The organism is Pseudomonas hormoni (genome assembly GCF_018502625.1).
Lineage (GTDB): Bacteria > Pseudomonadota > Gammaproteobacteria > Pseudomonadales > Pseudomonadaceae > Aquipseudomonas > Aquipseudomonas hormoni.
In genome coordinates, this window is record NZ_CP075566.1 from 3,889,212 (window position 1) to 3,911,713 (window position 22,502).

The following is a 22,502-nucleotide window of genomic DNA, read 5'->3' on the forward strand; positions in this document are numbered from 1 at the left end:
ATGAAACCTCACGCCACGGCGTATAGCCAACGCCTGTTGCGCGGTCAGGCGCCCTCTTACGAACGCTTGCAGGCGCGCCTGGCCGAAGACGGCAGCGAATTGGGCGCCGCGCCGATTGCCGTGCATTGCGGTTGGGGCCGGCTGCTGATCGGCCACACGTTCCCCGATCCGGCGAGCCTCGCCCAGGAGTTGCTCAACGAGCAGCCGGGTGAGCGTGACATTGCCCTGTACGTCGCCGCGCCCCAGCAAGTGTTGGGGCTGGAGCCCGCGCAGCTGTTTCTCGACCCGTCTGACACGTTGCGCCTGTGGTTCAGCGATTACCGACAGGCGACCCGCGTGTTCCGCGGTTTTCGCATTCGACGCGCGCAAAGCGATGCGGACTGGCAGGCGATCAATCAGCTGTATCAGGCGCGTGGCATGTTGCCGATCGACGCGAATCTGCTGACTCCGCGTCATCTGGGCGGCCCGGTGTATTGGCTGGCCGAAGACGAGGACAGCGGCGCGATCATCGGCAGCGTCATGGGCCTCAATCACCACAAAGCGTTCAACGATCCGGAAAACGGCAGCAGCCTCTGGTGCCTGGCCGTCGACCCGCATTGTTCGCGCCCCGGCGTCGGCGAAGTGCTGGTGCGACATTTGATCGAGCACTTCATGAGCCGTGGGCTGAGTTACCTCGATCTGTCAGTGCTGCATGACAACCGCCAGGCGAAAAGTCTTTACGCCAAACTCGGCTTTCGCAACCTGTCGACCTTTGCGATCAAGCGCAAGAACGGGATCAATCAGCCGTTGTTTCTGGGCCCTGGTCCGGAAGCCGAGTTCAATCCGTATGCGCGGATCATCGTTGATGAAGCCCATCGGCGTGGCATTGAAGTGCAGGTCGATGATGCCGAAGCGGGCCTGTTCACCTTGATCCATGGCAGTCGGCGGGTCCGTTGCCGTGAGTCACTGAGCGACCTGACCAGTGCCATCAGCATGACGTTGTGCCAGGACAAGAGCCTGACCCACAAGGTCCTGAAAAATGCCGGCCTGAACCTGCCGGCGCAACAGCTTGCGGGCAACGCCGATGACAATCTGGCGTTCCTGGACGAGCACGAACGGGTGGTGGTCAAACCGCTGGATGGCGAACAGGGCCAAGGGGTGGCGGTGGATTTGCGGACGATTGAAGAGGTGCAGCAAGCCATCGAATCCGCCCGCCGCTTCGACAGTCGCGTGCTGCTGGAAAGCTTCCACGAAGGCCTCGACCTGCGAATTCTGGTCATCGGCTTTGAAGTGGTCGCCGCTGCGATTCGCCGGCCGGCGGAAGTGGTGGGTGATGGGCAGCATTCCATCGGCGCGCTGATCGAAGCCCAGAGTCGGCGACGGCAGGCGGCCACCAGTGGCGAAAGCAAAATCCCGCTGGACGCTGAAACCCAGCGAACGTTGAAGGCGGCGGGGTACGACTACAGCAGCGTTTTACCGGCGGGTGAACGCCTGTTCGTACGGCGTACGGCGAATCTTCATACCGGCGGTGTGCTTGAGGATGTCACGGCGATCCTGCATCCGACCCTGGTGGATGCAGCCGTGCGCGCGGCGCGGGCGCTGGATATTCCGATGGTCGGGCTGGACCTGATGGTGCCGGCGGCGGATCAACCGGAGTACGTGTTTATCGAAGCCAATGAGCGCGCCGGGTTGGCCAACCATGAGCCGCAACCGACGGCCGAGCGGTTTGTGGATTTGTTGTTTGCGCATAGTCAGCCGGCCATTTCCTAATCATGTGGTGTCTGGGCTGACGCTTTCGCGGGCAAGCCTTGCTCCTACAGGTTTTGCGTCGCCAGGAATATCGCGCACGACGCTAATCCCTGTAGGAGCAAGGCTTGCCCGCGAAGACGGCCTCACAGGCGCCAAAAAATTCTTCCTCATCGAAACCATCGATGCGCTTAACTCATCAGGAGTTTCCATGACCAGCAAAATCCCCGAACCAGACCTGAACTACCTGCAAAAAGTCCTGCTGGAAATGCTCGCCATTCCCAGCCCCACCGGGTTCACCGACACCATCGTGCGCTATGTCGCCGAGCGCCTTGAAGAATTGGGCATTCCCTTCGAGATGACCCGCCGCGGCACGATCCGCGCCACGCTCAAGGGCAAGAAAAACAGCCCGGACCGCGCCGTTTCCGCTCACCTCGACACCATTGGCGCCGCCGTTCGCGCCGTCAAAGACAACGGCCGCCTGACGCTGGCGCCGGTCGGCTGCTGGTCCAGCCGTTTCGCCGAAGGCAGCCGCGTCAGCCTGTTTACCGACAACGGCGTCATCCGGGGCAGTGTGTTGCCGCTGATGGCCTCCGGGCATGCGTTCAACACCGCGGTGGATGAAATGCCGATCAGTTGGGATCACGTCGAACTGCGCCTGGACGCCTATTGCGCCACCCGCGCCGATTGCGATTCCCTGGGGATCAGCGTCGGCGATTTCGTGGCTTTCGATCCCTTGCCGGAATTCACCGAAAGCGGCCACATCAGCGCCCGTCACCTCGACGACAAGGCCGGCGTTGCCGCATTGCTGGCGGCGTTGAAAGCCATCGTCGACAGCGGCGAAGAACTGATGATCGACTGCCATCCGCTGTTCACCATCACTGAAGAAACCGGCAGCGGCGCGGCGGCGGCGTTACCTTGGGACGTCAGCGAATTTGTCGGCATCGACATCGCGCCGGTTGCCCCCGGCCAGCATTCCAGCGAACACGCGGTCAGCGTGGCGATGCAGGATTCCGGCGGGCCTTATGACTATCACCTGTCCCGGCACTTGCTGCGGTTGGCCAGCGATAACGAATTGCCGGTGCGCCGCGACCTGTTCCGCTATTACTTCAGCGACGCGCATTCGGCGGTCACCGCCGGCCATGACATCCGCACCGCCCTGCTCGCCTTTGGCTGCGACGCCACTCACGGCTACGAACGCACGCACATCGACAGCCTCGCGGCCCTAAGCCGTCTGCTCGGCGCCTACATTCTCAGCCCACCGGTGTTCGCCAGCGATGCACAGCCGGCCAAGGGGTCGCTGGACCGGTTCAGTCATCAGATCGAACATGACACGCAGATGGAGAGCGATACGCGGGTGCCGTCGGTGGATAGTCTGGTGGGGCAGCGGTCCGAGAGCTGATCCGGGGTTTTCATCGTCTGGTCTGACGCCTTCGCGGGCAAGCCTTGCTCCTACGGGTTTTGTGTCGGTCCAGGATATTGTGATCGACGCGAAACTTGTAGGAGCAAGGCTTGCCCGCGAAAGCGTCAGTCCAGGCAACGCATTAACCACAGGCTAGCCGCAACCGCCCATTCGCCGTAGCATCGCGCCCATTGTTTAGCCGAGGTGCCTATGCTGATTCCCCACGACCAACTTGAAGTCGACACCCTGACCCGCCTGATCGAAGATTTCGTAACCCGTGACGGCACCGACAACGGCGATGACACGCCGCTGGAAACCCGCGTATTGCGGGTTCGCCAGGCGTTGACCAAGGGTCAGGCGCTGATTGTCTTCGATCCGGAAAGCGAGCAGTGCCAGTTGATGCTCAAACACGACGTGCCCAAGCACCTGTTTGACTGACGCCTTCAACGTGCCTTGGTTTTCGCCAGCTTGACCTGGATGCGCTCGTAGACTTCGGCCCGGTGCACGTTGACGTTCTGCGGCGCCTCGACGCCGAAGCGCACGCTGTTTCCATTGACGGCCAGAATGCGCACGGAAATGGTGTCACCGATGGAGATCATTTCACCCACAACGCGGCTGAGTACAAGCATGGCATTCGTCCTTCAGGGTTATCGAACCCTGAAGATGCCCGGTGCGAGGCGGGCCTTCAATGCAGCGGGAGCAAATCAGTCCCGCCCTACAGTTCCAACCGAACGCCTCCTTAGGAAACGTCCGACAAACCCTGGAAGCGAAGCGTCAGGAAGCGGAAAAACGCGGGCCGAACAGGATGACGCTCGCACCAATCACACACAGCGCCACGCCAATCCAGTCCGAACCCAGCGGACGAATCCGTTCGACCACCGCCAGCCAGCCAATCGACGCAATGATGTAGATGCCACCGTAGGCGGCATAGGCGCGCCCGGCGTAGGTCGCCTCGACACGGGTCAGCAGCAGCGCGAACAAGGTCAGGCTGAGCAACGCCGGCACGACCCACCAGACGCTTTTACCTTCGCGCAACCACATCCAGAAGGCAAAGCAGCCGGCGATTTCAAACAGGGCGGCGAGAAAAAACCACAGGTAATTGAGCATGCAAAACGTCTCGCGAGGATGACCGATGGCGGCCACCCTAACGACGACGTTGCCGACGGGCAAGTTCAGCCTGCAGTCTGTTTGGCCTTGGCGCGCATTTTATCGGCCATGACGGTCATCTCATCGTAGAGCAGTTGCGGATTCTTCTGCTTGAGCGCCCACGCCATGCGGCCCTGTTCGTGGGGCAGGATCATGAATTCGCCGGCGGCCACGTGCTGATAGATGTAGTCGGCAATGTCTGTCGCGGTGATCGGCGAGCTTTCCAGCAATTTGCCGACCTGGGCTTTCATGGCCGGCGTCGGGCCGCGGAAAGAATCCAGCAGGTTGGTCTGGAAGAACGAAGGGCACACCACGTGCACGCCGATTTCCTGCTGCGCCAGTTCGATCAGCAGGCTTTCGGACAACGCCACCACGCCGGCCTTGGCCACGTTGTAGTTGCTCATGGCCGGGCCTTGCATCAACGCGGCCATCGACGCGATGTTGATGATCTTGCCTTTGCTTTTTTCCAGTAGCGGCAGGAATGCCTTGCAGCCTTTGACCACGCCCATCAGGTTGATCGCGATCTGCCAATCCCAGTCCTCAAGGGACAGCTCGCTGAAGAACCCGCCCGAGGCGACGCCGGCGTTGTTGACGATGACATCGATGCCGCCGAGTTTCACTTCACAGGCCTGGGCGAAAGCGGTGAGCTGACTGTAATCACGCACATCGCAACGCTGGATAAAACCGTCGCCGCCAGCTTCGCGAACCAGCTTCAGGGTTTCCTGCAGACCGGGCTCGCTGACATCCGACAAGGCCAGTTGCCAGCCTTCACGCGCCCAGCGCAGCGCGATTTCGCGACCCAGGCCCGAGCCCGCGCCAGTGATCATCATGCGATTTTGCATAGCAAACAGCCTTGTTGTTCCGGGGAAGTTGCGTCGAGTGTAGCGAAGGACATCGCCCAACCCACGCTCCATCAGATTGCTGAATGGCCTGAGCAAACCGCGCAAGCGGGCGGATCAACTTAATCCCCCTAAAACGAAATAAGCCTGTCTTCGAAAAACATTAAAAAAACTTGGAATTTTCTTTCGATCACGACAGTCGGACTTTGTAAGCAGCTTGGTTTTTTGCAGTCCAGCTGAACGTTAAACGCCAAGTAATTCCAGAACACTTCCAACAAGGAAATCGACATGGGCACAATTTTAATCATTATTCTGATCCTCCTGCTCGTAGGCGGCCTGCCGGTCTTCCCACACTCCAGAAGTTGGGGTTATGGCCCGTCGGGTATCATCGGCGTGGTGTTGGTGGTGCTGTTGATCCTGCTGTTACTCGGCAAGATATAAAAAGTTAACAGGCAAAAAAAAAGAGGCCCTTCAAGGGCCTCTTTTTTATTGCGCCGAAAACTTAGTCCGGCTTGCCGTCAACCACACCGGCGGTGTTGTCGATCAGGCTTTTGGTCGCCGTCTGGATGAACGACTCGAGCTTCTGCTTGAGGGCCGCTTCGTCAGCCGACTCCGGGATCACTTCACCTTTCGGATTGGCGCCCAGTTCGTATTGATACAGCTTCGGCGGCATCTCTTTGGGCAGTACCAACACGCGGTCTGCGGTCAGCAACGCTACGGTCTGATCGCTACCCGACGGTTTGATCACGCCGAAACCCTTGTCGCCTTCCGGCAGGTTCAGCAAGTCACGGCCCCAGCACTGGTGAATCACGTCGCCACCGATACGGCCCATGATGGTCGGCACGATGTCAATCTGGGTGCCCACGGTGTGGTCGACCTGGCCGAACTTGTCCTGGACGCCCGGCCCGATCAACAACATCGGTACGTTGAATCGGCCCAGATCCATTTCCGTGATCTGCTGTTCATTGCCGAAACCGTGGTCGCCGACGATCACGAACAGGGTTTCCTTGAAGTAAGGCTCCTTGCGCGCCTTCTCGAAGAACTGACCCAGCGCCCAGTCGGAGTAACGCATGGCGGTCAAATGTTCGTTGAGGCTGCCACGGTCGGTCACGCGCTCGACCGGCAACGGTGTCGGCATAGCGTATGGCGTGTGGTTGGACAAGGTTTGCAGCAAGGCATAGAACGGTTTTTTGTCCTTGCCGTCGCGGGCTTTCAACTCTTCCAGGCCACGGTTGAACATGTCCTGGTCGGACACGCCCCAGGTCGGGTCGGAGAACACCGGGTTAACGAAGTCGTTACGCCCGATGAAGTTGGTCATGCCCTGGTTGCTGAAGAAGCCCGACTGGTTGTCCCAGGCGAAGTCGCCGTTGTAGACATACACATCGTCGTAGTCACGGGCGCTGAGCAATTGCGGCAGGCCAGACAGCTTGTGGCTGCCTTCCGGCGTTTGCATCAGGTATTCGAAACCCGGCAGGTTCGGGAAGCAGGCCATGGTGGCGAACATACCCTGGTGGGTGTGCGTGCCGTTGGAGAAGAAACGGTCGAACAACAAGCCTTCTTTCGACAGTTTGTCGAAGTATGGCGTGACGTTGCCCGGACGCCCCAACGCGCCCACCGAGTGACCGGCGAAGCTTTCCATCAGGATCACGACGACGTTCTTGACCGGTAGGGTTTTGTCGGCATTTGGGGTGTAGTTGCGGCGAACAGCGGCCGTTTCCGGATCGACCAGTTTGTCGCTGGGCGTCAGCAACATGTCACGTACGGTCTGCTGCGCCAGCGGCTGCTCCAGTGTGGCTTTCCAGATGTTGTCGCGTTCTTCGGACATCCGGCTCTTGGCTGCCGCGATCAGCGACAGAGTACCGTTGAGGCCCAACTGGTTGGCGAAGTTCGAGTCGGTGGTGTAGACGTCACCCCAGCGCAGTGGCGGACCTTGGCGCAGGGTGCCGCGAGCCGCGACGACGCAGACCAGCAAACACACCACAAACACTGCGATGCGCGAGTACCACGGGGCGATCTGGCGAGTGCCGATGCTGCCGCCGCTGAACGGACCGCGAGGACGGGTTGCACGGTCGGCGCCCTTGAACGCCAGGGTCAGGATCAAGGTGCCCACGGCCCAGGCCAGCAGGTAGCGAACCACCGGGAAACCGTACCAGAGCATGCTCATCACGGTTTTCGGGTCTTCCTTCACATACTGGAAGACCAGGCCGTTGAGGCGCTGGTGGAATTCACGGTAGAAGTCCATCTCCATCAGGCCGAGGAACAACGCGATGCTCGAAGCGATGGTCAACCAGAAGCGGAAGAACCCGCGGGCGGCCATGGCGCGGGCGCTGAACAGGGCCAGCAACAGCGGAATGCTGAGGTAGACCACCAGGCGCAGGTCGAAACGCAAGCCGTTGGCGAACGCTTCGAAAAAGGTCGAGGCCGGGGTGTCGAGGATCATCTCGCGGTTGTAGACCAGCAGCGCCACGCGCAGCAGGCTGAACATGACCATCATGACCAAGGCACACAGCAGCGTGTAGGCCAGATGCGATTTGACGGTCGGTTGCAGCAGGCGACTGGAAGATCGCTGCTGACTCAGGGCGTCCGGGATTGCCATGTCGTTTTAGGACCCATTGGAAGTTGAAGTTTCAAAAATACAGCTGCGCCCTGCCCTCTTTCGGCCAGTTCTCGGCCCCGGGGTTTGCGCGGTGCGCAAATGTTGCACGATCAATCGCGGCATTGCCATTGATTACTGACCTGCATGGCTGGCGCGGGCGAATTGTCTTGGAGACTTTGTGAAAATTTCGTGCAACGTATATTCGGAAACATAAAAAAGATCAGTGATTAGCTGGCTGGTGGCGCTTTTGACTGGGGGCATATCCATTTTTTTGGTGATGGCTGATATTGGTTCCGCCCTTACGGCGGGTCACTTGGAAGAGCGCCGATGGAGGTAGTCACAGGTTGACGGACAGGCTCAGGGCGTGAGGGGGCGGCTACCGCCACAGCACCGCGAGGCGGCCTTCGGGCCGACCTGGCTCTTCGGAAATACGCATTCCCCTGTGGGAGCTGGCTTGCCAGCGATGGTCGTTAACGATGATGCGTGCTGTCTGAATGAACGCGGTGTTTGGGCGTCCATCGCTGGCAAGCCAGCTCCCACAGGGATTGTTGGCGGGCATGACATGGGTGTTCACCACCGATGACCTGACGGAATCAGGTCGGCTATCAGGCCGCCTCGCTTTGGCTTTTGATCTGGCTTTTGATCTTGATCTGCCCCGTCGGAAGGCCGAGCGCAGGTTCTGCGCAGTGGGCAACCCGGCAGGGATGCCGGGTTAGCCGCCCCCGGCCATGGATGGCCTATGGCGGCGGGCCCACGGAGCAGGACCGGAGCGAGGGTATGGCGAGCCTAAGCGAGCCACCGTACGTCAGGGGCGCAGGCGCTTGGTTACTTTGCGCCGGGCGGCGTTCCGTTTTTCCAAGTAACCCGCCGTAAGGGCGGAACCATAGCTGCCGTTACCGCAGCAACGGATATGCACGCCCGTCACGAAGCAATTACTTCTCAGCCCGCTCCTTCAGCGCCTTCAAAGTATTAAACGGCGCATCAACCACAAACTTGTTGGCCACCATCGACGGAATGCTCCCACCCGGCTCAGTGTGAACCTGATAAGTCACTTCAACCTGATCACCCTTGGGCACCAATTTCCAGAACCCCTCAACCTTGGTAACCCGCACGAAACCTTTCTCTTCGGGAATGTACTTCGGCACACCTTCAAGTTTGCGCGTCAGGCTGCCATCGGCGCCTTCGGTGGTCGTGATATGCAGCACCGAATCACGCGGAGTTACCGGCCATGGCGTATTGAACTGAGTGTAGGTCCAGCTCTGGTCGCCTTCGTGCTTGAGCAGCTTCTGCATTTTGCACTCGTGAATCCAGGTGCAGGCGCCCGCCACGTCTTCCTGGAGTGCGCGCAGTTTGGCCATGGTGGTTTTCATCAGGGTAACGCCCTGATAAGCCTTGTAGTCAGAACCGGCCACTTCGCTCAAGGACACCTTGATGCCGTCTTCATTCTTCGCCACCTTCCAGTCTTCAGCCTGTGCGGCGGAAGTCGCCAACACAACCGTCAAACCACACAGCACAGCCAAACGATGCAGCGAACCCATAGTCTTATTCCTTGTTGTTGAAGTTCCGTTCGTAGAACACATCACGCGGCCGTCATCTGCTCCCACCAGCCCAGCAATCTGATCGCTTCGTCACTGCTGCTTCCGCAGACTTCGGCGTCGGCTTCGAACGCCGAACACACAGCAGGACGTTCCGGTTGGCCGAAAATACTGCACAGGTTTTCGACAGAGAGTTGTACGCAACGTTCTCCGGCGGCTTTGCCATTGGGCATGCCGGGAATCGGCGAACTGATGGAAGGGGCAATGCAACAGGCGCCACAGCCTTCACGGCATTTCATGACGACGAGCTCCTCGCGAAGGGCGATGTGTTAAAGGACGGGGCACAGAGTAACCGCTAAAACAGTTGTTTTAAATTACCGGAGGCCGGGTTTTTACGCTCAAACGGACGTGACTGACCAGTCTCCGACAAAGCGTCTGGCGAACGGGTCACGGAGGGGAAGAAATTATCGTTTGAACTCGAATTCCAGCGCGGCGCCTTCAACGTCACGGCGCTCTTCGTTACGCAGTTGCAACTTCATTTCGTTGCTGATCAGTCGCCCGTTGAGCTGAAAGGGAGAGCTGCCGGCCTTGTCACCGAACATTTGCGGCAACACGGCGTCGTGCCGGGGCAACGGGACTGTACCGATCGGCTTTAACTCTTCGGCCATCTCCTCGGGCAGACTCAAATCCAGGTCAACCGAAGGCAGTTGGGTTTTCACGACCTCGCTAGCGGGTTTGGATTTGGAGGCAATGGGCGGACGTTTTTTCGCCTTGGCCACATTCTTTTTGGCCGGTGCGGCTTTCTTGACCGGTGCTGTTTTTTTCGAGGCCGTTCCAGCAGCGGGTTTTTCCTGAACGGAAGCCGCCATGATGCTTTCCGCCTGGAAGGTCATCAACAGGCAGATCGACAGCCAGACGGCGGAAAAAATCGGTTTCATGGACCCAACGCAGCTAACGAAACTATCGGCAGAGGGCCATATGCTCGCTTGTTGGACGCGACATGACAAGCTCGGGCGGGAATTACCCGCCCGCCCTTTCAAATGCCGCCAGCCATCTCTTGGCAAAGTTGCGTGGCGAGCATGCCCAGGGTCATCAAGGCACGCTCGGCTTCACGGTTCCAGGGCGTTCCGCAGTTAAGCCGGATGCAGTGATTGAACTGCTCGGTGTTACTGAAAATCAGCCCCGGCGCAATGCTGATGCCTTGTTGCAACGCACGCACGTGCAACTCTTGCGTGTTGACCCGCCCTGGCAGGCTCACCCACAGAATGAAACCGCCGGTCGGACGGGTCATCTGCGTGCCTTCCGGGAAATACTGCTGCACCGCGAGCTGGAAAGCGCTTAGGTTCTTGCGATATTCCTGACGGATGTAGCGCAGATGCCGGTCGTAACCGCCATTTTCCAGATAAGCCGCAATGCCCATCTGCGTGACACTGCAAGCGGAATGCGTGCTGAAGGTCTGCAAGCGCTGGATTTCCTGCTGGTACTTGCCGGCGATCATCCAGCCGATCCGCACGCCCGGCGACAGGGTCTTGGAGAAGCTTGAGCAATAGATCACCCGGTCCAGCCGGTCGTAGGCCTTGAGCGCCTTGGTCCGGCCCTGTTCGAACATCAGTTCGCCGTAGATATCGTCCTCGACCACCTGGATATCGAAATCCGAGGCGAGGCGCAGCAGTTGTTTCTGCCGCTCTTCGGGCATGGTGCCACCCAGCGGATTGCTCAGGCGCGTGGTCAGCACCAGCGCCTTGATCGACCATTGATTGGCCGCCAGTTGCAGGGCTTCAAGGCTCATGCCAGTGGCCGGATCGCTGGGAATCTCGATGACTTTGAGGCCCAGCAGGTCGGCCAATTGCAACAAACCGTAATAGGTCGGCGACTCGGCGGCGATCAAATCGCCCGGCCGGGTCAGCACGCGCAGGGACATCTGCAAGGCATCGACGCAGCCGTGGGTGATCACCACTTCCGACGGATCGACCACCACACCGGCGTCGCGCATGCGAATGGCCACCTGGCGGCGCAGCGGCTCGAAACCGGGGCTGAACATGTAGCTGAAGGCGCGCGGACTATGGAAACGGGTGACCTTGGCCAATTGCTGATGCAGCGCCCGCACCGGCAGGTAATCGACGCTCGGCACCGCCGCGCCCAAGGGGAACACGCCCTCGCGACGGGATTCGACCAACACTTGTTGAATGATGCTGCTGCGGGTAACCAGGCCGGGACGTTCGACCCGGGCGATGTCTGGGGTCGGCGCCGTCAGGGCCGGCGTCTGGTGCACGTAATAACCCGACTGCGGCCGGGCTCGGATCAGCCCCTGATCTTCGAGATTGGCATAAGCCTGCAACACCGTGGCATGACTGACGTTGAGCTGCGAGCTCATCTTGCGCACCGAAGGCACGCGCTCCCCCGGTTGATAGACACCACGGCGGATGTCTTCGGCCAGTTGCTGAGCAATACGTTGGTAGAGCAAGAGATTGGTCATGACGCAGCACTCGATTTCACGGGCATTTTATTCTTGTGTGAAACAATACCGGAACAGTTTAGAAGTGTACGGGGACAGTTGCCACAATAGTCGACGGTACAGTGCAGTGTCAGCAAAATCTGTACTGCTTTTTATGAAGAACGTGTGTCGATTAGCAGGCGTAAAAAAACCCGGCGCTGACAAGCAGGCCGGGTTTTCCAGTGACGCAGCCTTTAGCGGGCGGCGCCGAGCTGGCCTTTTTCGTCGGAGAACACAATTTCCACCCGCCGGTTCTGCGCACGGCCCCGTTCGGAGGCGTTCGCGTCCACCGGGTATTCGTCGCCATACCCTTCGACCTGGATGCGTTTATCGTCGATGCCCAGGTCCATCAGCACATCCGCCACCGATTGCGCACGGTCACGGGACAACTTGAGGTTTTCCTGCTTGCCGCCGGTGCTGTCGGCGTAGCCTTCGATGCGTACGACGCGCTTGGGGTTGAGCTGCAGGAACTGCACGATCTTCAACACCACGCGGTTCGCCGAGTTTTTCAACTCCGCTTCGCCGGTATCGAACAGCACGTCGCCCAAGGTCATCACCAGGCCACGGTCGGTCTGGGTGGTTGCGAGCGCGACAATCTGTTCTTCGAGCCACTTGCCCTGCTGCTGCACACTGAGCAACTTGGACTCGCGCAAGGCCAGTTGCAGGCGCTGACGCTCCAGTTCGAGCTTCGCCGCGCGCTCTTCGTTGAGCACCTGATTGGTGTGCTCCCGGGCGATTTCGCTGTAGCGCTGGCTCAGGTAGGCGTAATGGACCACATCCGAACCGCTGCCCCAGTAACTGGACAGGCGATCGGCGCGGGCCAGGGACTCACCAGCGCGAATCACGTCTTTCGGCGCGATACGCAGCACGTTGGAATCTTCCTTGACCTTCTGGAAGTCGGCACTGGCGTCTTGCAATGCGGTTTCGCTGTGCTGACCGGCGCAGCCAGACAGGCTGACGCAACCTGCGAGGATCAATCCGCCGATGGTGCTGGACATGAGGCTCATTGGGCATCTCCCACTTGCTTGCGCAGACGGGTGATGCGGGTATTGAGCACGTTCAACTGCTCCTCGCTCTTAAGGGTCAGGACCTTCGCTTCGGCCAGGCGCGCATCCAGCTCGGCCTGTTCGGCCCGCATCCGCGCATGCTTGTAGGACTGATCCGCCATGTCGCCCTGGGCACGGCTGAACTTGTCTTCGGCCAGTTTCAGCTCCGGCACCTCGTCGGCGGTGGCGCCCACGGCTTTGGCTTGTATCAGTGCCTGATCGGTCAGGCGTATTTGTTCATTCGGCGCCGGATCGGCTGCACAACCCGCCAGAGCCAGAACGGCCAGGGCAGCGAAAAGAGGTCGAATACTCACTAAAAATCCCTACTGTTTTGGGGTACTGGCGGCTTGTTGCTGTTGCTGCGCTTTCCAACGCTCGATGTTGCGTTGCAGCACGGCTTCCGTCAGTCCGGACGCGGGCAATTCTGTCATCTTTTTGGCCAGCTGTCCGCGCAACCACGGATCGTTGCAGGCGGAGTTATGGGAAACCGCGAGGAACAGGCCGGGTTTATCGACCGGTTGTGGGCGCGCCACCAGATCGTTGGCCATGCTCAGTGTTTGTGCCGCTGCCATGCCGGAGTAGCGTCCCGCGAGGACAAATTCCACTTCGCCCAAGAGCAATTTCTGAAAGGCCTGGGTCAGGTTTGGTGTACGTACGAGGGTCAATTGCTGCTCGGCGAACGTACCAAATGCCTGGGTTATTCGAGACTTTTCCGACAACGCGCCGGGGTGACCGTGGAGGTCTTGTGCTTCGTTGTAGACCAGAGACGAGTCTTTTCGGGTCCAGACCAGGTAATCGTTTTCCAGCAACGGCGGATGGATGTAATCCAGAGTTTCCAGCTCGCTGACCGTCAACGGCGCATCCGCCAGCATGTCCATGCGCCCGCTGCGCACTTCATCGAGGGCCTGGGAGCGTTTGCCGGCGTAAAGAATGTCGACTTTGATCCCCAACTCCCCCGCCACTTGCTGCAACAAATCGGCACTGGCGCCGATCAGGTGCTTGGGGTTTTGCGGATCTTGCCACAGGTACGGCGGCGCGTCCGGGCTGCCGGTGACCACCAGGCGTTCGCACTTGCCCGCGGCAACAGACAGTGTCGGCAATACCGTCAGGCCCAGCAGCAATGACCAACCGAACACTCGGCGCAAATCCATGGCAACACTCTCCCACTCAAATCCGGAACAAAAAAAAGCCCGACCAAAAGGTCGGGCTCTTTATAGGTCAAGCCGCTGGATTAGACCAGCTTCTCGAACTCAGGGATGGCTTCGAACAGGTCTGCCACCAGGCCGTAATCGGCCACCTGGAAGATCGGCGCTTCTTCGTCCTTGTTGATCGCAACGATCACTTTGGAGTCTTTCATGCCGGCCAGGTGCTGGATCGCGCCGGAGATACCGACCGCGATGTACAGCTGTGGAGCAACGATCTTGCCGGTCTGACCGACCTGCATGTCGTTGGGTACGAAACCTGCGTCGACCGCGGCGCGGGAAGCACCGACGGCAGCGCCCAGCTTGTCGGCCAGGGCGTACAGATGTTTGAAGTTGTCGCCGTTCTGCATGCCGCGACCGCCGGAAACGACGATTTTGGCAGCGGTCAGTTCCGGACGATCGGACTTGGCCAGTTCTTCACCAACGAAGCTCGACGTGCCAGCGTTGTGCGCAGCAGCGACCGCTTCAACAGCAGCCGAACCACCTTCAGCAGCCACCGGGTCGAAACCGGTGGCACGTACGGTGATCACTTTGACCGCAGCGTTCGACTGAACGGTAGCGATGGCGTTGCCGGCGTAGATAGGGCGCTTGAAGGTATCAGCGCTTTCAACCGAGATGATCTCGGAGATCTGGTCAACGTCCAGCTGAGCGGCAACGCGCGGCAGGATGTTTTTGCCGTTGGAGGTCGCGGCAGCCAGGATGTGGCTGTAGCCAGCGCCCAGCTCGGCCACCAGCGGCGCTACGTTTTCCGGCAACTGGTGAGCGTAGGAGGCGTTGTCGGCCACCAGCACTTTAGCCACGCCAGCGATTTTCGCAGCGGCTTCAGCCACGGCGCCAGCGCCCTGACCTGCAACCAGCACGTGGATGTCGCCGCCGATTTTGGCAGCAGCGGCCACGGTGTTCAGCGTGGCCGGGGCCAGCACTTTGTTGTCGTGTTCAGCGATTACCAAGATAGTCATGATTAGATTACCTTCGCTTCGTTTTTCAGTTTCTCGACCAGTTCAGCCACCGACTTGACCTTGATACCCGCGCTGCGTGCAGCCGGCGCTTCGACTTTCACGGTCTTGTTGGTGGAGGCGGTGGAAACGCCCAAAGCGTCCGGAGTCAGCACTTCGAGAGGCTTCTTCTTGGCTTTCATGATGTTTGGCAGGGACGCATAACGCGGCTCGTTCAAACGCAGATCGGTGGTGACAATGGCTGGCAGTTTCAGGGAAACCGTCTGCGCGCCGCCGTCGATTTCGCGGGTCACGGCAACGCTGTCGCCGGACACTTCAACTTTCGAAGCAAAGGTGCCCTGACCGTAACCGCTCAGTGCAGCGAGCATCTGGCCAGTCTGGTTGTTGTCGCTGTCGATGGCTTGTTTGCCAAGGATCACTAGCTGAGGCTGTTCCTTGTCGACAACAGCTTTCAACAGTTTGGCAACGGCCAGGGAAGTCAGATCTTCAGCGGATTCGACGAGGATGGCGCGGTCGGCACCCAGAGCCAGCGCGGTGCGCAGTTGCTCTTGAGCGGCGGACGGGCCGACGGAAACGACGACGATTTCAGTCGCAACGCCTTTCTCTTTCAGGCGTACGGCTTCTTCCACGGCGATTTCGCAGAATGGGTTCATCGACATCTTCACGTTAGCGAGGTCGACGCCGGAATTGTCCGCCTTGACGCGAACCTTGACGTTGTAATCCACAACGCGTTTGACAGCTACAAGAACCTTCATGGATTCCTCGTTACTCTCCGGTGAAAAGAAAGTCGCCTAGGCGAACCTGGCGGTTGATGCTCATCGGGCGCAAGGGCACCTCTAAAAACGCCGGCATACGTATCAAGTGACCATCGCTCATGAGATTGATGACCGTTCGTCAGTGGTGACCAACAAGTCATTCAATATCGCGGCGTGTAAACTGCGCGCCAACACTGCGCCGCGCATCACCTTGTACTGCCATCGCCCTGTCTTTAGAGGTGCTCTTGAAACCAACAGTCAGCCTACGGCGAGCGCAAAACCGACCGTATCTTGACCGGAACGCCTATTCCGGTCAATACGGCAAAATAGCCGTTCATAAGCCGCGTGACTTTGATTTCTCTGGCTTTGAGCCAATTCAAACAAACGTTTGTATTGGACGCTAGGAGTGGTGTAGATATAATGCGCCACCCAGAGAGAAAGGTGGTTCATCGATTGTCCTCTTCCCCGCTTGCGCAGGGATTCATGGATGCGACACCAAACCTCCAATTAGAAAAAAAACTGTTGAGCCTTGAGTAGGAGATAACCTGTGGAACGCGAATACATGGAATTCGACGTGGTCATCGTCGGTGCCGGCCCCGCTGGTCTTTCCGCCGCCTGCCGCTTGAAGCAGAAGGCTGCTGAAGCCGGTAAGGAAATCAGCGTCTGCGTGGTCGAAAAAGGCTCCGAAGTCGGTGCTCACATCCTGTCTGGTGCCGTGTTCGAACCACGCGCCCTGAACGAATTGTTCCCGGACTGGAAAGAACTCGGCGCCCCGCTGAACACGCCGGTGACGCGTGACGACATCTTCGTTCTCAAGAACGCCGACAGCGCGCAGAAAATCCCTGACCTCTTTGTGCCCAAGACCATGCACAACGAAGGCAACTACATCATCTCCCTGGGCAACCTGTGCCGCTGGCTGGCTCAGCAGGCCGAAAACCTGGGCGTGGAAATCTACCCTGGCTTCGCCGCCCAGGAAGCACTGTTCGACGAGAACGGCGTGGTTCGCGGGATCATCACCGGCGACCTCGGCGTTGACCGCGAAGGCCATCCGAAAGAAGGCCTGTACACCCCTGGCATGGAACTGCGTGGCAAATACACGCTGTTCGCTGAAGGCTGCCGTGGCCACATCGGCAAGCAGTTGATCAAGCGCTTCAACCTCGACAGCGAAGCCGACGCCCAGCACTACGGCATCGGCCTGAAAGAAATCTGGGAAATCGACCCGGCCAAGCATCAGCCAGGCCTGGTGGTCCACACCGCCGGCTGGCCGCTGGACATCATGGGCACCGAGAACACCGGCGGCTCCTTCCTCTATCACCTGGAAAACAACCAGGTGGTGGTTGGTCTGATCGTCGACCTTTCCTACAGCAACACCTACCTGTCGCCGTTCGACGAGTTTCAGCGCCTCAAGCATCACCCGGTGCTCAAGCAGTACCTGGAAGGCGGCAAGCGCATCAGCTACGGCGCCCGCGCCATCTGCAAAGGCGGCCTGAATTCGCTGCCGAAAATGGTCTTCAAGGGCGGCGCGCTGATCGGTTGCGACCTCGGCACCCTGAACTTCGCCAAGATCAAAGGCAGCCACACCGCAATGAAGTCCGGCATGCTCGCCGCTGAATCCGTGGCCGAGGCGCTGTTCGCCGAGAAGGACGGCACCGAAGAGCTGACCACTTACGTCGACGCGTTCAAGAAGAGCTGGCTCTACGACGAGCTGTTCGCCAGCCGCAACTTCGGCCCGGCGATCCACAAGTTCGGCGCGATCGTCGGCGGCGGTTTCAACTGGCTGGACCAGAACATCTTCGGCGGCAAACTGCCGTTCACCCTGCACGACACCAAGCCGGACTACGCGTGCCTGAAGCTGGCGGCCGACTGCAAGAAGATCGACTACCCGAAACCAGACGGCAAGATCAGTTTCGACAAGCTCAGCTCGGTGTTCATCTCCGGTACCAACCATGAAGAAGAGCAGCCTTGCCACCTGAAGCTGACCGACCCGAGCATCCCGATCGCCAAGAACCTGCCGATGTACGATGAACCTGCCCAGCGCTACTGCCCGGCCGGCGTGTACGAAGTGGTGACCAAGGAAGACGGCGAGAAGCGCTTCCAGATCAACGCCCAGAACTGCGTTCACTGCAAGACCTGCGACATCAAGGACCCTGCACAGAACATTACCTGGGTGGCGCCTGAAGGTGCCGGCGGGCCGACTTACCCGAACATGTAAGTTGAATCGCTGATCACAAAGGCTCCCGAAATGGGGGCCTTTTTGTTGCCCGCAATTTATACAACAACACCGCCCCCACCTGTAGGAGCCGAGCTTGCTCGCGAAAGCGGTGTGTCATCCAGCATTGATCTCGCCTGACACACCGCTTTCGCGAGCAAGCTCGGCTCCTACAAGGGATTCGCGGTGTATCAGGCTGCGCGTTCATCGCCCGGATTGCGCTCAAAGTACCGCTTGTACTCCCGACTGAACTGCGACGTGCTCTGATACCCGACCCGATGCGCCACCTGCGCCACGCCCAATCCCTCGCCCAGCAATAACTGCTGGGCCCTGAGCAAACGCAAACGCTTCAAGTACTGCACCGGCGACAATAAGGTGCTGCGTTTGAAATGCTCATGAAAGGTCGACGCACTCATGTTCGCGCAACTGGCCAAGGTCTCGACGTTCAAGGGTTCGGTGTAATGCGCATGCAGATGGCTGAGCGACGCCGCGATCCGGGCGAACTGCCCCTGTTGCTCGACCAGCGCCCGCAGCACATCTGCTTGCGGCCCGCGCAAGGCGACGAACAACAACTCGCGCAATCGCGCCTGCCCCATAACCTGGCATTCCAGCGGATCGTGCAGGCAACGCAGCAGCCGTTCAACACAACCACGCATCGCATCGTCAAGCACCGCCGAGGTCATGGACTCTGGCGTTTGCGCCGCAATACTACGCCCCGGCGCCAGCCCCATGGCCAAGACCAACTCACCGAGCAACACACGGTCAATGGCGATGGAAACGCCCAGCATCGGGCCATCGGGCGCTGAAAACGTCTCGCATTCGAAGGGCACTGGCAATGCCTGAATCAAATAATGCCCGGCGCCGTACTCCAGCGTACGCGGCCCCAGATACGCCAGTTTGCTTCCCTGGGCGATGATGACAAGACTCGGCTCGTAAATCTGCGGGCCGCGAGCCACATCACAACTGGCCCGCAAAACCTGCACACCCGGCAACGCCGTGGGAGCGAAACCATCGCGATTAGTCAAAGGCTGAATCAGCGAAACCAGCGCGGCATTGGCATCGAGATGACGGGTCAACAACATGGGAGCTCTTCACAAAAAAGTCGCGGAAAAAGGGATGAAAGCATCATCGCAGGTCTGATCGTCCATTTGACCAAACGAACGCTGATGCCGGAGGAATAGGCATGACACCCGGAGGAATCGCCATGGCCGGTGACCGGCGCGGCGCCCAGAATGCGCCACCTCACCTGTCACTGCTTTTGCGAGGTTCACCATGTACACCGCCATCGGATACGCCGCCCAGTCGGCCACCACTCCCCTCGCCCCCATGAAATTCGAACGCCGCAGCCCTCGGGCCGACGACGTGGCGATCGATATTCTCTACTGCGGCGTCTGCCATTCCGACATCCACCAGGCCCGCAACGAGTGGGGCATTGCCGTTTATCCGTTGATGCCCGGCCACGAGATCGTAGGCAAAGTGACCGCCGTCGGTGCGAATGTCACCCAGTATAAAGTCGGCGATCTGGTCGGCGTCGGCTGCATGGTCGATTCCTGCCGCAGCTGCGAAGCCTGCCAGGCCAACCTCGAGCAATATTGTCTCGAAGGTCCGACCATGACTTATGCCACACCGGACCGCGTGGATGGCAGCAACACCATGGGCGGTTACTCCGACAGCATCGTCGTCAGTGAACACTTCGTCGTGCGCATCCCGGCAAAACTCGACCTCGCCAGCGCCGCGCCGATCCTCTGCGCCGGCATCACCACCTACTCGCCGCTCAAGCACTACGGCGTGAAGGCGGGCGACAAGGTCGGGATTCTCGGCATGGGTGGCCTCGGCCACATGGGCATCAAGTTCGCCAAGGCGATGGGCGCGGAAGTCACTCTGTTCACTCGCTCGGCGAGCAAGGCTGAAGAAGGACGTCGTCAGGGCGCGGACCACGTGATCGTGTCCACCGACGCCGAGCAGATGAAGGCAGCAGCAGGCCATTTCGACTTCCTGCTGGACACCATTCCGGTACAGCACGACCTCAATCCCTACCTTGATACCCTACGTTTCGACGGCGTGCACATTCTCGTGGGTTTGATTGAACCGATTGATCCACCGGTCCACGCGGCCAAACTGGTGTTGGGCCGTCGCGTACTGGCCGGCTCGCTGATCGGCGGCATCGCCGAAACCCAGGAAGTGCTGGATTTCTGCGCCGAGCACAACATCACCTGCGACATCGAAATGCTCGACATCCGTCAGATCAACGAGGCTTACGCCCGCATGATCGCCGGTGACGTGAAATACCGTTTCGTCATCGACATGGCGACGCTGAAAGTCTGATCAGACCTTAGCGCCAAGCTCCGCCGAGAGCCGGGCCGTGACCCCTTTGATCAGGGGAATCAGCTCGGCCATTTTTTCCAGCGGCATGTACGGCACGGTGCTGGCGATGCTGATGCCAGCAACGATGCGCTTGCTGGCATCACGAATCGGTGCCGCCACGCAGCGGATCGACGGTTCGTTGTCTTCCAGATCGAAGGCGTAACCGCCCGCCACGTACTCGACCATGCGCTGTTGAAACTGCTCCCAGGATTGCTCCGGGTGCTGCGGCCAGAACTGATTTTTCCCACCCGCCGGCAAGCTGACTTCGTACAGTCGTTGCCATTCTTCCTGCGTGTCATCCAGCATCAGCGCCTTGCCGATCCCGGTGCGCGCCAACGGCATGCGATGGCCGACCCGCGAGCGCATTTCCGGACCATTGCGTCCTGGATTCTTGTGCAGGTACAGCACCTCGTCGCCCTCGCGAATCGCCAAGTGAATGGTGTCGCCGGTCAACGCCGACAACTCATCCAGATACGGCCCGGCCAGGGTCACCAGCGGCAATTCTTCACGCGCCTGAAAGCCCAACTCGATCAGCTTCGGCCCCAACAGATACCCGACTTGCGGCACCACGCGCAGATAACGCTCGTCCACCAGGCAACTGGCCAGACGATGGGTGGTGCTGCGCGTCGTGCCGATCAGCCGGGCGATTTCCTTGAGATCGCGGGCGCCACTGGCCACGGCCTGAACCACACCCAGACCGCGAAGCAGTGTCTGGGTGCCGGTCGGCGCAGCGTCCTTGGCGATTTTTGGGGCGTCTTCCTGCATATCCAGCCTTTACCGTTGAGCGAGGGAACGGGCGGCATTATGGTCGCCCGACGGCTGCGACTACAACTTGATACGCTCGACCTTGCCGACCAGCAGAATGTAGGAAAGCGCACCAATCAACGCAAGAACCGAGATGTAGGTAATCGCCGGGGCAAACGAATCACCGCTGGCGAGGAAGCCGATCACGATCGGCGTGGTAATCGCCGACAGGTTGCCGATGAAATTGAATACCCCGCCGGTCAGCCCCAACAACCGTGCCGGTGCCAGCGTTGAAACCAGCGACCAGGTGATCGAAGCCAGTCCGTTACCAAAGAAGGCCAACGCGAGGAAGGCAATCACCAGCGGCGTCGACTCGACGAAGTTGGCGCCGATGATAGACGTGGAAATCAGCAGGCCGCCAATGATCGGCAATTTGCGGGCGAACCCTACCGTGTAGCCGCGGCGGATCAAAAAGTCCGAGAAGAAACCGGAACACAGCACACCGACGAAGGCGGCGAGAAACGGCAGCGATGCCAGCAGGCCGGACTTGATGAAGTCCATGCCGCGGTATTTCACCAGGTAGGTCGGGAACCACGTCAGGAAAAACCACAGCGTCGAGTTGAGGCAGAACTGACCGAGGTAGATGCCCCACAACTTGCGTTTGGTCAGGACGATGCCAAGGTCGGTCCAGCTGAATTTCGCCTTGGCCTTGGCTGTCTCTGCCTGGATATCTACCAACCCGCCGCCCTCACGGATCAGGTCGATTTCGGCGTCATTGGCGCCCTTGAAATCCCGCGGTTCGCGATACACCGCGTACCAGATCACCGCCCAGAGAATGCCCACCGCACCGGTGCTGACAAACACCATGTGCCAGCCAAATTCATGCTGCAACCAGGCAAGTACCGGCGTCAGGAACGCCAGGCCAACGAACTGGCCGGAGGTGTAGAAACCGATGGCCGTGGCGCGTTCGCGCTCCGGAAACCAAGTGGTCACTACACGGCTGTTGATTGGATACGCCGGGGCTTCCAGGGCACCGACCGCCATGCGCAAGACGAACAGCGCGATGAAACTGGCGGCGAAGCCGAGCATCACCGTCGCGATTGACCACAGCAACAAGGCGACGCTGTAGAGAATGCGCGGCGGGACGCGATCCACCAGCCAGCCGCCGGGGATTTGCATGGCGGCGTAGGTCCAGCCGAAGGCCGAGAAAATCAGCCCGACGTGGATCGGGTCGATGCCCAGTTCGCTGGTCAGCGCCGGGGCGGCGATGGACAGGTTGCTGCGGTCCAGATAGTTGATCACTACGGTGATGAACAGCAGCACCATGATGAAAAAACGCTTGCGACTGGGCGTCACCAACGACGCCTGCCCGGTAAGGGTTTGCGGTTGCATGAGGATTGCCTCTTCTTATGTTTATTGAGGTCGATGTGAAATCGGGGGTTGCCGCAAATCTCCCTGTCCATGGAGATCAACCTGTGGGAGCCAGCCT

22 protein-coding genes are annotated in these 22,502 nt (G+C 59.6%); 6 read left to right on the forward strand and 16 right to left on the reverse strand.

The features are described 5' to 3' along the window. From ngg to KJF94_RS18030, 3 genes are all read left to right on the forward strand, one after another. A complete protein-coding gene (gene ngg / locus KJF94_RS18020; RefSeq protein WP_214377607.1) occupies nucleotides 1-1,749 on the forward strand; it encodes an N-acetylglutaminylglutamine synthetase in 1,749 nt (582 codons plus the stop codon). A gap of 187 nt (nucleotides 1,750-1,936) precedes the next feature. Beyond that, nucleotides 1,937-3,127 carry an osmoprotectant NAGGN system M42 family peptidase gene (locus tag KJF94_RS18025; RefSeq protein ID WP_214377608.1) on the forward strand — a complete coding sequence of 397 codons (1,191 nt, stop codon included), beginning with the start codon at nucleotides 1,937-1,939 and terminating at the stop codon, nucleotides 3,125-3,127. 210 nt (nucleotides 3,128-3,337) lie between these two features. Beyond that, a complete protein-coding gene (locus KJF94_RS18030; RefSeq protein WP_003199186.1) occupies nucleotides 3,338-3,565 on the forward strand; it encodes a YheU family protein in 228 nt (75 codons plus the stop codon). 5 nt (nucleotides 3,566-3,570) lie between these two features. On the opposite strand, the gene csrA is transcribed toward KJF94_RS18030, so the two are convergent. The 3 genes from csrA to KJF94_RS18045 all read right to left on the reverse strand — a co-directional run bounded on the left by csrA (nucleotide 3,571) and on the right by KJF94_RS18045 (nucleotide 5,115). Continuing rightward, on the reverse strand, nucleotides 3,571-3,756 hold the full coding sequence (gene csrA / locus KJF94_RS18035) for a carbon storage regulator CsrA (RefSeq protein WP_214377609.1): 186 nt from the start codon (nucleotides 3,754-3,756) through the stop codon (nucleotides 3,571-3,573). 145 nt (nucleotides 3,757-3,901) lie between these two features. Beyond that, nucleotides 3,902-4,234 carry a YnfA family protein gene (locus tag KJF94_RS18040; protein WP_214377610.1) on the reverse strand — a complete coding sequence of 111 codons (333 nt, stop codon included), beginning with the start codon at nucleotides 4,232-4,234 and terminating at the stop codon, nucleotides 3,902-3,904. A 65-nt stretch (nucleotides 4,235-4,299) separates the two neighbouring features. Further along, on the reverse strand, nucleotides 4,300-5,115 hold the full coding sequence (locus tag KJF94_RS18045) for an SDR family oxidoreductase (RefSeq protein ID WP_214377611.1): 816 nt from the start codon (nucleotides 5,113-5,115) through the stop codon (nucleotides 4,300-4,302). Nucleotides 5,116-5,394: 279 nt separating this feature from the next. Here KJF94_RS18045 and KJF94_RS18050 point away from each other — a divergent pair, with 279 nt between their 5' ends. Further along, entirely contained in the window at nucleotides 5,395-5,553 is a 159-nt protein-coding gene (locus KJF94_RS18050) for a DUF3309 family protein (protein WP_174602692.1), read from the forward strand. A 61-nt stretch (nucleotides 5,554-5,614) separates the two neighbouring features. Here KJF94_RS18050 and KJF94_RS18055 read toward each other — a convergent pair whose 3' ends face one another. The 10 genes from KJF94_RS18055 to KJF94_RS18100 form a co-directional block, all read right to left on the reverse strand. Beyond that, complete coding sequence (locus KJF94_RS18055; RefSeq protein ID WP_214377612.1) at nucleotides 5,615-7,708, reverse strand: LTA synthase family protein; 2,094 nt, start codon at nucleotides 7,706-7,708, stop codon at nucleotides 5,615-5,617. A gap of 932 nt (nucleotides 7,709-8,640) precedes the next feature. Next, complete coding sequence (locus tag KJF94_RS18060) at nucleotides 8,641-9,246, reverse strand: START domain-containing protein (RefSeq protein ID WP_214377613.1); 606 nt, start codon at nucleotides 9,244-9,246, stop codon at nucleotides 8,641-8,643. A gap of 41 nt (nucleotides 9,247-9,287) precedes the next feature. Then, nucleotides 9,288-9,542, reverse strand: coding sequence for a YkgJ family cysteine cluster protein (locus tag KJF94_RS18065; protein ID WP_214377614.1), 255 nt, complete (start codon nucleotides 9,540-9,542; stop codon nucleotides 9,288-9,290). A 165-nt stretch (nucleotides 9,543-9,707) separates the two neighbouring features. Beyond that, entirely contained in the window at nucleotides 9,708-10,181 is a 474-nt protein-coding gene (locus KJF94_RS18070) for a translation initiation factor 2 (protein WP_214377615.1), read from the reverse strand. A 98-nt stretch (nucleotides 10,182-10,279) separates the two neighbouring features. After that, nucleotides 10,280-11,719: an aminotransferase-like domain-containing protein gene (locus KJF94_RS18075; protein WP_214377616.1), complete on the reverse strand. Its 1,440-nt coding sequence runs from the start codon at nucleotides 11,717-11,719 to the stop codon at nucleotides 10,280-10,282. 212 nt (nucleotides 11,720-11,931) lie between these two features. Then, entirely contained in the window at nucleotides 11,932-12,744 is an 813-nt protein-coding gene (locus KJF94_RS18080) for an OmpA family protein (protein WP_214377617.1), read from the reverse strand. After that, nucleotides 12,741-13,097, reverse strand: a complete 357-nt coding sequence (locus tag KJF94_RS18085; RefSeq protein ID WP_084323007.1) for a DUF4398 domain-containing protein — start codon at nucleotides 13,095-13,097, stop codon at nucleotides 12,741-12,743. Before KJF94_RS18085 ends, KJF94_RS18080 begins: the two co-directional genes overlap by 4 nt. 9 nt (nucleotides 13,098-13,106) lie before the next feature. Then, the gene (locus KJF94_RS18090; RefSeq protein ID WP_214377618.1) at nucleotides 13,107-13,934 is read right to left on the reverse strand and encodes a substrate-binding periplasmic protein; all 828 of its coding nucleotides are present in this window, start codon (nucleotides 13,932-13,934) and stop codon (nucleotides 13,107-13,109) included. Between the two features lie 80 nt (nucleotides 13,935-14,014). After that, nucleotides 14,015-14,944 carry an electron transfer flavoprotein subunit alpha/FixB family protein gene (locus tag KJF94_RS18095; RefSeq protein ID WP_214377619.1) on the reverse strand — a complete coding sequence of 310 codons (930 nt, stop codon included), beginning with the start codon at nucleotides 14,942-14,944 and terminating at the stop codon, nucleotides 14,015-14,017. A gap of 2 nt (nucleotides 14,945-14,946) precedes the next feature. Next, entirely contained in the window at nucleotides 14,947-15,696 is a 750-nt protein-coding gene (locus tag KJF94_RS18100) for an electron transfer flavoprotein subunit beta/FixA family protein (RefSeq protein ID WP_214377620.1), read from the reverse strand. Nucleotides 15,697-16,243: 547 nt separating this feature from the next. Between KJF94_RS18100 and KJF94_RS18105 the strand changes: the two genes are divergently transcribed. Further along, on the forward strand, nucleotides 16,244-17,908 hold the full coding sequence (locus KJF94_RS18105) for an electron transfer flavoprotein-ubiquinone oxidoreductase (RefSeq protein WP_084323004.1): 1,665 nt from the start codon (nucleotides 16,244-16,246) through the stop codon (nucleotides 17,906-17,908). Between the two features lie 188 nt (nucleotides 17,909-18,096). Here KJF94_RS18105 and KJF94_RS18110 read toward each other — a convergent pair whose 3' ends face one another. Continuing rightward, the gene (locus KJF94_RS18110) at nucleotides 18,097-18,987 is read right to left on the reverse strand and encodes an AraC family transcriptional regulator (protein ID WP_214377621.1); all 891 of its coding nucleotides are present in this window, start codon (nucleotides 18,985-18,987) and stop codon (nucleotides 18,097-18,099) included. A 190-nt stretch (nucleotides 18,988-19,177) separates the two neighbouring features. Here KJF94_RS18110 and KJF94_RS18115 point away from each other — a divergent pair, with 190 nt between their 5' ends. Beyond that, nucleotides 19,178-20,230 (forward strand): NAD(P)-dependent alcohol dehydrogenase, encoded by a 1,053-nt coding sequence (locus KJF94_RS18115; protein ID WP_214377622.1) that lies wholly within the window; start codon nucleotides 19,178-19,180, stop codon nucleotides 20,228-20,230. On the opposite strand, the gene KJF94_RS18120 is transcribed toward KJF94_RS18115, so the two are convergent. Beyond that, on the reverse strand, nucleotides 20,231-21,034 hold the full coding sequence (locus KJF94_RS18120) for an IclR family transcriptional regulator (protein ID WP_008152270.1): 804 nt from the start codon (nucleotides 21,032-21,034) through the stop codon (nucleotides 20,231-20,233). 60 nt (nucleotides 21,035-21,094) lie between these two features. After that, nucleotides 21,095-22,405: an MFS transporter gene (locus KJF94_RS18125; RefSeq protein ID WP_214377623.1), complete on the reverse strand. Its 1,311-nt coding sequence runs from the start codon at nucleotides 22,403-22,405 to the stop codon at nucleotides 21,095-21,097. Nucleotides 22,406-22,502: the final 97 nt, after the last annotated feature.

Coding starts and splice junctions, on each gene's coding strand:
- ngg (WP_214377607.1), top strand. CDS start 1: ATGAAACCTCACGCCACGGCGTATAGCCAACGCCTGTTGCGCGGTCAG.
- KJF94_RS18025 (WP_214377608.1), top strand. CDS start 1,937: ATGACCAGCAAAATCCCCGAACCAGACCTGAACTACCTGCAAAAAGTC.
- KJF94_RS18030 (WP_003199186.1), top strand. CDS start 3,338: ATGCTGATTCCCCACGACCAACTTGAAGTCGACACCCTGACCCGCCTG.
- csrA (WP_214377609.1), bottom strand. CDS start 3,756: ATGCTTGTACTCAGCCGCGTTGTGGGTGAAATGATCTCCATCGGTGAC.
- KJF94_RS18040 (WP_214377610.1), bottom strand. CDS start 4,234: ATGCTCAATTACCTGTGGTTTTTTCTCGCCGCCCTGTTTGAAATCGCC.
- KJF94_RS18045 (WP_214377611.1), bottom strand. CDS start 5,115: ATGCAAAATCGCATGATGATCACTGGCGCGGGCTCGGGCCTGGGTCGC.
- KJF94_RS18055 (WP_214377612.1), bottom strand. CDS start 7,708: ATGGCAATCCCGGACGCCCTGAGTCAGCAGCGATCTTCCAGTCGCCTG.
- KJF94_RS18060 (WP_214377613.1), bottom strand. CDS start 9,246: ATGGGTTCGCTGCATCGTTTGGCTGTGCTGTGTGGTTTGACGGTTGTG.
- KJF94_RS18065 (WP_214377614.1), bottom strand. CDS start 9,542: ATGAAATGCCGTGAAGGCTGTGGCGCCTGTTGCATTGCCCCTTCCATC.
- KJF94_RS18070 (WP_214377615.1), bottom strand. CDS start 10,181: ATGAAACCGATTTTTTCCGCCGTCTGGCTGTCGATCTGCCTGTTGATG.
- KJF94_RS18075 (WP_214377616.1), bottom strand. CDS start 11,719: ATGACCAATCTCTTGCTCTACCAACGTATTGCTCAGCAACTGGCCGAA.
- KJF94_RS18080 (WP_214377617.1), bottom strand. CDS start 12,744: ATGAGCCTCATGTCCAGCACCATCGGCGGATTGATCCTCGCAGGTTGC.
- KJF94_RS18090 (WP_214377618.1), bottom strand. CDS start 13,934: ATGGATTTGCGCCGAGTGTTCGGTTGGTCATTGCTGCTGGGCCTGACG.
- KJF94_RS18095 (WP_214377619.1), bottom strand. CDS start 14,944: ATGACTATCTTGGTAATCGCTGAACACGACAACAAAGTGCTGGCCCCG.
- KJF94_RS18100 (WP_214377620.1), bottom strand. CDS start 15,696: ATGAAGGTTCTTGTAGCTGTCAAACGCGTTGTGGATTACAACGTCAAG.
- KJF94_RS18110 (WP_214377621.1), bottom strand. CDS start 18,987: ATGTTGTTGACCCGTCATCTCGATGCCAATGCCGCGCTGGTTTCGCTG.
- KJF94_RS18115 (WP_214377622.1), top strand. CDS start 19,178: ATGTACACCGCCATCGGATACGCCGCCCAGTCGGCCACCACTCCCCTC.
- KJF94_RS18120 (WP_008152270.1), bottom strand. CDS start 21,034: ATGCAGGAAGACGCCCCAAAAATCGCCAAGGACGCTGCGCCGACCGGC.
- KJF94_RS18125 (WP_214377623.1), bottom strand. CDS start 22,405: ATGCAACCGCAAACCCTTACCGGGCAGGCGTCGTTGGTGACGCCCAGT.